6 protein-coding genes are annotated in these 12,063 nt (G+C 41.2%); all 6 read left to right on the forward strand.

Translation table 11 applies throughout. The features are described 5' to 3' along the window. The first annotated feature begins 499 nt into the window (after positions 1-499). The 6 genes from RMY64_RS15845 to RMY64_RS15870 all read left to right on the forward strand — a co-directional run bounded on the left by RMY64_RS15845 (position 500) and on the right by RMY64_RS15870 (position 11,822). Positions 500-2,353, forward strand: coding sequence for a response regulator (locus RMY64_RS15845; protein WP_322700568.1), 1,854 nt, complete (start codon positions 500-502; stop codon positions 2,351-2,353). Next, on the forward strand, positions 2,350-4,905 hold the full coding sequence (locus RMY64_RS15850) for an ATP-binding protein (protein WP_322700569.1): 2,556 nt from the start codon (positions 2,350-2,352) through the stop codon (positions 4,903-4,905). Before RMY64_RS15845 ends, RMY64_RS15850 begins: the two co-directional genes overlap by 4 nt. A gap of 82 nt (positions 4,906-4,987) precedes the next feature. Then, positions 4,988-5,365 (forward strand): response regulator, encoded by a 378-nt coding sequence (locus RMY64_RS15855; protein ID WP_322685559.1) that lies wholly within the window; start codon positions 4,988-4,990, stop codon positions 5,363-5,365. 204 nt (positions 5,366-5,569) lie between these two features. Then, positions 5,570-5,977, forward strand: a complete 408-nt coding sequence (locus RMY64_RS15860; RefSeq protein ID WP_322671950.1) for a response regulator — start codon at positions 5,570-5,572, stop codon at positions 5,975-5,977. 405 nt (positions 5,978-6,382) lie between these two features. Further along, complete coding sequence (locus tag RMY64_RS15865; protein WP_322700570.1) at positions 6,383-10,099, forward strand: diguanylate cyclase domain-containing protein; 3,717 nt, start codon at positions 6,383-6,385, stop codon at positions 10,097-10,099. Positions 10,100-11,099: 1,000 nt separating this feature from the next. Next, positions 11,100-11,822 (forward strand): carbonic anhydrase, encoded by a 723-nt coding sequence (locus tag RMY64_RS15870; RefSeq protein WP_322700571.1) that lies wholly within the window; start codon positions 11,100-11,102, stop codon positions 11,820-11,822. Positions 11,823-12,063: the final 241 nt, after the last annotated feature.

Consider the following 12,063-nt stretch of genomic DNA (forward strand, 5'->3'; position numbering starts at 1 on the left):
TTTATATATCAACAGGGTTACAGGGATCTTGAGAAAATTCTACAAGGGATTAATTCCCATCTCAAAATCCCACCCAATGGCCAGTTGTTGACGTTTACGCTCTCCGAACCACCTTAAAGTGGATGCAGCACAAACGTCACCGCTTCACCACAACTGGCTAGAAATCAAACAGAAAATATATAGTACTAATGCACTGACACAGATATAAGTCGAAATATGTCAGACTGCAAAATCTATCTAAATTAACGTGAGTTCGACAGACCTCTCCCGGACAGCCTCCCTCTCCTTTAAGGATAACGAGTAAGGAGGGTTTTTGCTCCCTTCTCCTACCAGGAGAGGGGCGGGGGGAGAGGTCAAAATAGCACCCGTCGAACTCACATTAAATTAACTTGTTGTATTGTTTGTAACAATATATTAAAATTACACAAAAGTTTGACCGCGCAGAGGGTGTGCCCTGCGATCGCGAAGGTGTCATCAGCATCTTCTTTTGATACAATTTATGAAAATTTTGTTGGTAGAGGATGACGTATTACTGAGTACAGCACTCTTCGAGTTGTTGAGTGCAAATCATTATACTATCGACATTGCAAGCAATGGACAAGCTGGATTAGAACTAGCATTATCGACTGAATATGAGTTGATTTTACTGGACTGGCTAATTCCAAAACTGGATGGGATTACCTTGTGTCGGCAATTGCGAAAGCAAGGCTACCGTAAATCTATTCTGTTATTAACAGGGAAAAATTCTAATGCAGATATTGTGGCGGGGTTAGATGCCGGAGCAGATGATTACGTCATCAAACCCTTCGACCCAGAAGCATTACTAGCCAGAATTCGCTCTTTATTACGACGCAATGGGGCGATCTCATCATCTATTTTAACCTGGGGAAATCTCTGTTTAGATCCAAGTGCCGGCAGAGTAACTTGTAATCAGCAGGAAATTCTCCTCACAGCCACAGAATACAAACTGCTGGAGTTGTTTTTGCAAAACCCAGACCGGATCTTTAGTCGTGCAGTGATTCTAGATCGGCTTTGGGGATTTGGGGATGCACCGACTGAAAATGCAGTTACGACTCATATTAAAGACTTGCGCAAGAAACTGAAAACAGCAGGTATAGCAGAAGAACTTCTAGAAACGGTATATGGCATGGGCTATCGGATCAAGCCTGTACCTAATCGCCCCATGTCTGTTGGGGAAAATAATCAACATGGAAAGAAGAAACCCAGCCCCAAAGATATGACTTCTGTAAATCGTGTGTTGGAGCGATTTCGTAATTCCTTTGTTGGACAAGTTGCAGTGCTAGAGCAAGCAAAAACTGCACTCTTGGCAGGAAATTTAAATGAAGATTTACAGCAGAATGCATTGCGTGAAGCTCATAAGCTAGCAGGTTCAATGGGGTCGTTCGGTTATCCAGAGGGTTCTCGGCTCGGACGGAAAATAGAACATTTGCTGCTTGAAGATTCCTTGCTATCTCCAGAGCAAATCTCTAATTTCTCGCAACTGGTAACAGCATTACAGCAAGAGTTAACTAAGCCTGCTGTCACTTCCACTGCTCCAAGCGTTTTGATGAAGCAAACTCATCGGCTGTTAGTAATCGATAATGATCCTATGCTGACAAAGCAGTTGCAAGCAGAAGCCGATTCATGGAGAATCAGGATGAAGGTTGCACCAAACTTAGCAACCGCCCGATCGCTTTTTTCCTTAAAAACTCCTGACGCAGTTTTACTGGATTTGAGTTTTACAACAGTAGAGGAAGACGGATTAATATTATTGAGCGAGATAGTAGAGCGATCGCCAAATATCCCAGTAATTGTTTTTACAGGACGAGATACCCTAGCAGAGCGACTGAAAGTATCGCGTTTAGGAGCTAGACAATTTTTGCATAAACCGGCGACAACCGAGGAGATTTTTCAGGCGATCGCTCGTGTCTTACCTCAACCTCAAACTTCCGAAGCCAAAGTTTTAATCGTAGACGATGACCCTGTAATGCTAGCTGGATTATCGGCGTTGTTAACTCCTTGGGGACTGGAAGTAATCACCCTCTCCCAATCACAACAATTTTGGAAAGTGCTGATTGCAACATCTCCTGATTTGGTGGTGCTAGATTTAGAAATGCCGATAGTGAACGGATTAGAGTTGTGCAAAGTCGTGCGCCAAGATACCCAGTGGGGAGATTTACCGATTTTAGTAGTTACAGCCCATACCGAAGCAGAATTTCTTCAGCAAGCTTTTGCTGCCGGAGCCGATGATTTTATCAGCAAGCCAGTACTAGGGCCAGAACTTGTGACACGGGTACTGAGCCGCATTCAAAGAACTCGTTGGCGCTCTCAGGCGGGGAGAAGTAAAGCATGATCGGAAATTATCAGCGATTATTGAACTACGGTGTGGCTATTGGTTCAACTGCGATCGCCCTGCTGCTGTCACTCTGGTTAGAACCGCTTATTTCCCGAACCATTGGTGCTTTTTTCTATATAGCTATTATTGTCAGTACTTGGTATGGTGGCTTTCGGCCAGGGATCGTTACACTTGTCCTTTCGACAGTAGCAATTAATTATTTATTGATGCATCCGCGATCCCAAATCTGGCTCGGTCAACCAGAAAAATTATTGCGGCTAAGTATCTTTTTACTGGTTGCCTTGGTGATTAACCTAATCACTAGCAATCTTCAGTACAGCAGACGGAAGATTCAACAACTCAATCAACAATTGTCTCAAGAAAACGCCGAGCAACTACGGATAGCTCTTGACGAGCGCAAACAAGCACAAGAAACGCTGCAACAGCAATTTGAGCAACAGCGCCTAGTGATGGAGATGACCCAGCGTATCCGGCGATCGCTGAATTTACAAGATATCTTGCAAACTACTGTCGATGAAGTGCGGCAATTTCTGGAGTGCGATCGCGTCACTATCTTCCAATTTTATCCAGGTTGGGGAGGAACGATTGTGATTGAGTCTGTTGCACCGGACTGCATGGCTCTTTTACCACTCCAGATTTATGACGCTTGCATTGGTGAAGAGAACGTCGAACCCTTTAAACAAGGCTTAGTCACTGCCAAAACTGATATTTATACTGCTGGAATTAGTCCCTGTCATGTTGAATTTTTGGAACGTCTCCAAGTGAGGGCAAATCTGGTCGTTCCTGTTTCCGTAGGAGATGAATTGTGGGGATTATTAGCAGCTCATCAATGTAAGGCTCCTCGTGAGTGGCAATCAAGAGAAATTTCTCTGTTGCGGCAGTTGGGAGCGCAGGTAAGCATTGCTATCCAGCAAGCAGCTTTGGTCAAACAGTTACAAACAGAACTAACAGAGCGCAAACAGGCAGAAATTGACCTACAACAACTGAATACCGAACTTGAGCAACGGGTGCAAGAACGCACTGCCCAACTGACAGAGACGAACGATCGCCTGCGAAAAACAGTTATAGAGCAGCAACAAACGCAACTCACACTTTTAGAACAGACGCAAATGCTGGAGCTTCAGGCTGTAATCACCCGAAATATGGGGGAAGGCATTTGCTTAGTAAGAATTGATAATGCAATCATTGTCTATGCCAATCCGAAATTTGAGCAGATGTTTGGCTATGACTCTGGCGAACTCAACGGTCAACACGTTTTGATTGCGAACTGTGTCACCAAATCAGTAACTACTAAAAATGTAAATCAAGCCACTTTGTCTGCCGTTTTACAAAATACTGAAGCCACCTACGAAGTCCAGAATCTTAAAAAAGATGGTACACCATTTTGGTGTAGTGTGACGGCTTCGGTATTCAGACATCCCGACTACGGCGACGTTCTGGTTGCGGTTCACCAAGATATCACCGAACGCAAACGCATCGAAGATGCTTTACGCCACAGCGAAGAAAAATTTCGTCAGCTGGCAGAAAACATCCAAGCAGTATTTTGGATGACCGATATTCAAAATCAGCAAGTTCTATATGTGAGCAATGCATACCAAACCATCTGGCAAAAAAATTGTGAGGACTTGTATCACAACTATTCAAATTGGTTAGATGCAATTCACCCAGAAGATCGCCAGGGCGTCGAAATTGAACTCATTGAACAGATGAAAGCAGGGCAATACGATAAAAAATATCGCATTATCCGCCCTGATGGTTCAATCCGTTGGATTCGCGATCGCGCATTTCCGATCAAAAATGAACTCGGCGAGGTAGTTCGGATTGCTGGGATTGCCGAAGATATCACTGAACTAGAGCAGATTAATTCGATCAAAAGTGAGTTTATTGGCATCGTTAGTCACGAACTCCGCACTCCCTTAACTGCAATTCGCGCAGCATTGGGTTTACTACAAACTGGTATCTACGACAAAAAACCAGATAAATTTAAGCGGATGATTGAAATTGCAGCCATCGACAGCGATCGCTTAGTGCGTCTTGTCAACGATATTCTCGATTTGGAACGCTTAGAATCGGATCGAGCTGTCTTAGAAAAAACCATCTGCAATGCAGCTGATTTAATTCAACAAGCAGTAGCAGGACTGCAAGCGATCGCCAATCAGCAAAATATTACCTTTAAGATTCACCCTACCAATGCTCAAGTTTGGGCGGCGGCTGATGCTATTGTGCAAACACTCACCAATTTGTTAGGTAATGCGATTAAATTCTCGCCTGCCGATTCTACTATTACTCTCAGTGTCCAACAGCAAACAGACCGCGTACTATTCCAAATAACGGATCGAGGCCGAGGTATTCCAGCAGATAAGTTAGAAGCAATCTTTGGAAGATTTCAGCAAGTAGATGCCTCTGATTCTCGCACCAAAGGCGGCACAGGCTTGGGATTGGCAATCTGTCGTAGTATTATCGATCGGCACGGTGGGCAAATCTGGGCTGAAAGCACTCTTGGTGTTGGCAGCACGTTTTTCTTCACTCTGCCATTGCCGATAAATTAGGCAGGGGAGAAATCAATTCAAAATTCAAAATTCAAAATTCAAAATTGAAGATTCAATCCCCATACTCAATGACAAATGACAAATGACAAAAAAATTGTTAATTGTAGATGATGAAGAACGAATCCGCGAATTAGTGCAAGCTTGTTTAGAAGACTTAGGAGGATGGGACACCCTGACAGCTGCATCAGGGTCAGAAGGATTAAAAATCGCCCAGACAGAACCTATTGATGCCATTCTACTTGATGTTTCTATGCCTGACATGGACGGCTTTGCAGTCTACGAAAAACTTCAGGCAAATTCAGAAACCGAAGCTATACCAGTGATTTTGTTAACAGCGAAAGTCCAAGGGAGCGATCGCGCCCGTTTCGCCCAGATGGGAATTGCTGGGATTATCACCAAACCTTTTGAACCCACCTCTATTTGCAACGAAGTTAGTGAGATTCTGGGGTGGGACGATTAATAATTAAGTTTGGTAACGAAATCTATATCTTTATTAGTTTTTTATTTTTGTAATGTATTTTTTTGGTTACAGATAAAAACCTTTTATAGCACAAGTCTTGGTGGTTAGGACATCAACAGACGATAAAACTTAGACACAAAAGGCTTTTCACCCAGTCCCCAGTCCCTTGCTATATCTGTAACCAAAAAAGGTATATGAAATCAAATGAATATGCTAAAGGAGGTAAATATAATCGGCAAAACGATATTGCTCATTGATGATGAACTGCATGTCCGTGAGATAGTAAAATTTTGCCTCCAAGATTTAGCTGGTTGGAATGTGGTGACAGCAGATTCTCCATTAGAAGGATTGCAGAATGCAGTACACTATACTCCTGATGCGATTGTATTAGATATCTCAATCCGCGATTTGGCTAGTTTTGAATTTATGAATAAACTAAGAAATCATCCAGAAACTCAAGCTATTCCTGTAGTGTTGCTCAGTGCGAAAGCGCGATGGTTGGATTCGCAAATTTTGCGACAGTATCAAGTTGCAGGTGTAATTCTCAAACCCTTTAATCCAGTTACCCTCCCGTCTCAAGTTGCTCAATTGCTGGGTTGGGATTTTACTTGACTAAAAGATTAAACAAGAATGGGAAAAACATCCGTAAGAAGTCAGAATTAAGAAGACTTTGATACCTCAACTTAATAAGTTTAATAAAATCAAGAAGTTATTACCAATAATAGCAATCTTAAATTATTAGTAAAAAATAAAATCGCTGAAACACTTATAGATACTTTTTTTCTGCCTATATATTTTCTCACGTTTCAATTTGGATTGCTACAGCGGATTTTAAAGAAAGTAAAGTACGCAACGATTCGTCTCAAAGCCAGGTATAAAGCCTGTTTTACTTCTGAATTCTGCTGTATATCAAGTTTAAGCTTAAATTTAACTTAACGTTTTAGGTAATTTGGAATAAAATTAAATACCAGAGAAAAATCTTACATCTACCTAAGTGCATATACATAGATTATGACTATGCTGTTCAATCGTCTATCGGGTTCTGAAATTGATTTAAAGCAAATCCTCGATCGAATTAGGATGCTGGCCAATCAAATTCATCAGTCACTTAAAATGAGTGAAATTCTCAAGATTATTGTCAGCGAAGTTAGAACAACATTAGAAAGCGATCGCGCCATTATCTATCGTTTTTTGCCGGATGGAGATGGAGTCATCGTAGAAGAGTCTGTAAGTAATGGATGGAAACCGATTCTAGGGCAATTAATTTACGATCGTTGCTTCAATGCGATATGGGTAGAGCGATATCGAGATGGAAGCGTTAGTGTCATTGAAGACATTCATACTACAAACCTTGACCCTTGTTACAAAAAACTATTAACAGACTTGCAGATTCGAGCTAATTTAGTAGTACCAATTTTAGTCAATAATCAAGAACTTGATGGAGTTTCTAGTACATATCCTTATTTATGGGGCTTAGTAATTGCTCACCAGTGCAGTGGTTCGCGTCAATGGAGTTCTTTAGAAATTGAGTATTTCCAACTGATAGCCGCAGAACTAGGAATCGCTCTTGGGGAAGCAGAACGCCATCGGCAAAAGGCTACATCCTGCCAAAAACTAACGCTGCAACTGAATCAAAACCTGAAAAATTTGACAGTTCAGCCAAAGTTAAAATCAATCAAAAGAACTCTGTATCAGAATTTTAGAGGTTCCATTATCACAAGAACAGCATTGCCAAAGAATATATCAGTTGCAGACTTGATTGCATTTGACCGATTACAAACTCCAGTTTGGATTTATGATATTCAAAACTTGCAGATGTGGTGGGCGAATCAATCCGCTGTGCATATTTGGAATGCTCAAAGTCGAGAAGAATTGCTCAGTCGCAACTTCAGTGATGTTTCCCAGTCTACTCACACTCGAATGCAAAGCTATTTGCAAGAATTTCAGCAAGGGAAAACCATTACTGAAAACTGGACATTTTACCCAGAAGGAAAACCTGTTTCTCTGCGCTGTATCTTTTCTGGGATTCAAATTGAAGAAGGGCGAATGGCGATGCTGGTTGAAGGATCGACAGAAATTATCAATCAGATCGATCGAGAAACACTCAGATCGATTGAAGCCCTACGTCACACCAGAGTAATGATCTCGCTTTACACGATCGATGGTGTACCTTTGATGCAAAATCCGGCAGCCCTTCGCTGTTATCGGGATACCCTGTACCCTAACTCGTCAGCTGAGAATATTTTCCTGAGTCACTTTGTTGACAAGAGTGTTGGACAACAAGCTATGAAAGCGATTAATTGCGGTGAGGCGTTCAGCATAGAGGCTCAGGTGTTTACTACTGAGGGAATTCAATGGCATGGGATCGATATACGATGCACCCGCGATCCAGTAACAGGTAACTCCATCATCCTTGTCAACGAAAACAATATTACCAAGCAACAAGCTGCACTACAAGAACACCAGCGTACAGAATCAGAATTGCGCTGGCGGGAAGCTTTGCTGCGTTCTATGACTGAAACTTCTTTGCTGGGATTTTTTGTTGTTGACAATCGTACCGATGAAATCCTCTATTTCAATCACCACTTCTGTAAAATTTGGGGCATCGAACATCTAGAAGACCAAATGCGTTTGGGTGCTTTAAAAAATAATGACATCATTCCTGATTGTATATCTTCAATTGTCGATGCATCGGCATTTGTCGAATCCTATAAACCGTTGCAGTCTGAAGAAAATCGTTGCACGATTGAGGATGAAATTTTATTTGTCGATGGGCGAACGATTCGCCGCTTTTCCAGTCAAATTCGGGATACTCAGGATCGATACTTTGGGCGGTTATACATTTTTGAAGACATCACCCCTCGTAAACAAATCGAAGCCGCACTCAAAACCAGTGAAGAAAGATGGCAGTATGCTTTGGAAGGAAATGGCGATGCAGTTTGGGATTTGAATGCTGAAACTAACGAAGTCTTTTTTTCCCGGCGATGGAAAGAAATGTTAGGGTTTGCAGAGCATGAAGTTGGAAATACCCTCAGTGAATGGGAACAGCGGGTTCACTCCGATGATAAAGCGAGGGTTTACGAGGAGGTTAGCAAGCATTTGTCCGGTGAAACCCAACAATATGTCAGTGAATATCGGATTAAGTGCAAGGATGGAACCTACAAGTGGATTTTAGATCGGGGTCAAGTTTCGAGTCGCGCCAAGAATGGTTTTCCCCTACGGATGCTAGGAACTCATACTGATATTACTGAACGCAAGCGTATGGAAGAAGCGCTGCGAGAAAGCGAACAACGCTATCGTTCCGTAATTACAGCGATGGCAGAAGGTATTGTCCTACAGCAATCCGATGGACGCATTACCACCTGTAATGACAGTGCCGAAAGAATTTTAGGGTTAACAGCCGATCAAATGATGGGGCGAACTTCCATCGCTTTGCTATGGCGAGCGATTCATGAAGATGGTACTTCTTTTCCAGGTGAAACTCACCCTGCTGTTGTCACCTTACGCACCGGACAACCCCAATTTAACGTGATTATGGGAGTTCATAAACCTGATGGCAGTTTGACTTGGATTTCAATCAATTCTCAACCACTGTTTGAATCGGATGAATCAAAACCATCTGCGGTGGTGACATCATTTACAGATATCACAGACCGCAAACAGGCACAAATTGCCCTGCAACAGCAAACAGAACGGGAACGTATGGTTTATGCGATCGCTCAACATATCCGTAGGTCTTTAGACTTGGATGAAATCTTAAACACAACTGTTGCTGAAGTTCGACATTTTCTGCAAACCGATCGCGTCATCATCTATCGCTTTAACCGTGATTGGAGTGGTGTGATTGTCACGGAGTCTATAACAGCAGGTTGGCAATCGATTTTGAATATGGAAATTACAGACAGCTATTTTGTCAATATACAGGGACAGTCTTATCCAGAAAGTACGCTCAGAGTTACTCCAGACATCTACACCGCCGGATTTGCCCCTTGTCATGTAGAGTTATTGGAAAAGTTGCAAGTCAGAGCCAAGCTGGTTGTACCAATTTTACAGGGCGATCGCCTTTGGGGTCTTTTGGTTGCTCATCATTGCAGCGCCCCGCGTCAGTGGCAATCTTGGGCAAGCGAACTGCTTCAGCAATTGGCAACACAGGTAGCGATCGCTATTCAGCAATCAGAACTTTATCAACAATTGCAGCGTGCCAACCAGCAGCTTGAAAATATGGTAATGGTGGATGAATTAACTCAAATCGCCAATCGCCGATGTTTTGATATTAAACTTAATTCTACCTGGCAATATCTTTTACGAGAACAAGGTTTTCTCTCACTACTTTTATGCGACATTGATTATTTTAAACAATATAACGATACTTATGGTCATACGACCGGAGATGATTGTTTGCGCTTTATTGCCCAAGCTTTCAAACAAAATGTCAAACGTTCTAGAGATTTAGCTGCTCGTTATGGTGGAGAAGAGTTTGTTGTCATCTTGCCTAACACTGCTAGTGATGGGGCTTTTCACGTTGCCCAAGAAATTCATAAAGCTATCCAACAGCTAAATATTCCCCACGCGGCATCGCCTGTGATGCACCACGTCACTTTGAGTATCGGAATTGCTACAGTGATTCCGACACCCAGTATGGTTCCTTTAGATTTGATTGAGGCAGCAGATCAAGCCCTTTATCAAGCCAAAGCAAACGGGCGTAATCGTTCTTGTATAAATAGACTGTCTTAGCTCGACTTTATCCAAAATTAAGAACTTGCTTATCTTGATACGGCAAAAACCCTAGCTTTTTGGCAAAAACTTTTTCCATGTCACTGATTATCGGTTAAATCTAAAAAGTAAAACTACCGTCCCACAAAGGTTTCAGTGTCAGGTTTTGGGTTTCGTAAAAATGGATAAAGTCGAGCTTAGAGAGTGAGTGATGCCTGCGGTTCTTGCGATCCTACGCTAATCAAGTAATTGTTAATATTTTCTAAAGTTTTTTAACTACTATCATTTCTTTATTAGTTCTTTATTTTCTGTTTATAAATTAAAGCTGTTGGTAGTTAAGCCAAGAGCAAACTACTTATTTGTGTTTAATTTTTTTAATAAAACAACAATTTTATGACAAACTGCCCTTGCTGTTCCAACCAAATGCTTCGTCACATTCGTTTACAAGAAACCTACTGGTTCTGCCGCCACTGCTGGCAAGAGATGCCTAACCTGAGTTTAGATAAAAGTACTTTAAATTTGACTAGAAAAAACACACTATTAACCAAAGAACCAATTTCAGTCAACCACAAATTTTTGAAAATGAACGTCAGAACAGAGCTTTGTGTTTGAATGAATCAAGAAGCAAATACCAAACGAGCTACACTATCGCTTTTAGAGGATGTTTGAAAAGTTTAATTTCCAATACTTTTCAAACATCCTCTAAAATAGTTTGACTAATAGGTTGAAAGATAATATCCCTATATTTACAGAATATTTTAAGTAATGTCTCTCCAAAAACCTTTTAAAAAACTTATATTTTTATTAATTGTTAGAATTTAGAAAAGAAGCGATAAAGCCGCTATAATGACTCTCTTTTATCGCTTGTTCATCTGCTTTCATCGCTCAACCAGATGGGATTCTAACCACTCGAAATCACGCGAATATTAAATGACTCTTAAACCGTGTAATCAAGTACTCTTGCATCTTAATTAAGTCTGATATCTTCTTGGGAACAGCTTTATTGTTGTCAGGTAGATTGATGAGTCGAATTAATGGATTTGTCGGGCGACGTAATTTCTTGAAATTCGCCAGTGTTGTAGGTATTGCAGCTACTACTTTTGGTGATAGCTTTTGGAATACAGAGCAAACTGCTGTTGCTGATATTCACCCAGTTAACCCTAATTCAATCAGTCCAAATGAAGCCATCAAACGCTTGCTTGATGGTAATCAAAGATTTATCCATCAAAAACGTCAATATCCCGATCAATCACTAGAACACCTGCGATTAGTTGCGAAAGCTCAGTATCCCTTTGCCGCCATATTGGGCTGTGCAGATTCTAGAGTACCCGCAGAAATTGTCTTCGATCGAGGACTTGGAGATTTATTTGTCGTGCGAGTTGCTGGTAATGTTGTCAGTGACACGGTTATAGGTAGTCTGGAATATTCTACAGCAGTATTGGGTTCGCAGTTGATTATGGTTTTGGGTCATAGAAGATGTGGTGCAGTAGCAGAAGCAATCAAAAACGAACCACTTCCGGGCAGAATTGGTTTGATTATTGAAGGTATCAAACCATCTGTAGAAAGGGTAAAGCTCAGAACTGGCGATAATATGCAAGATGCAGTTATAGCCAACATTCAATATCAAACTGAAAAATTGCAAGAAAGCTCAACTATTTTAGCTAAATTGCTTCGTGAAGGTAAACTAAAAATTGTTGGTGCTTGTTACGATATTGATACTGGTAAAGTCAACATTCTTAGTTGAATATCTTCCACATTTCCAGTGTAGGATTCTTACACTATATTAGTGTATTATAATTCATTAAAATCCCTATTAGAAATTGAAATAAATCTACTTGATTTTGAGAAATTGCCATTTCCTATTGCAATTCATCAAAATTCTTATATATAAAGATTGTTTTGCTCCTACCTCTTACATATTTCTCAGTAGATATAGCAATCTGATTTGATTTCTGAATTAATCGTAGGGACTAGGGACTGGGGAC

This window comes from Nostoc sp. DedQUE08 (assembly GCF_034530895.1).
In the GTDB taxonomy this organism is placed as follows: domain Bacteria; phylum Cyanobacteriota; class Cyanobacteriia; order Cyanobacteriales; family Nostocaceae; genus Nostoc.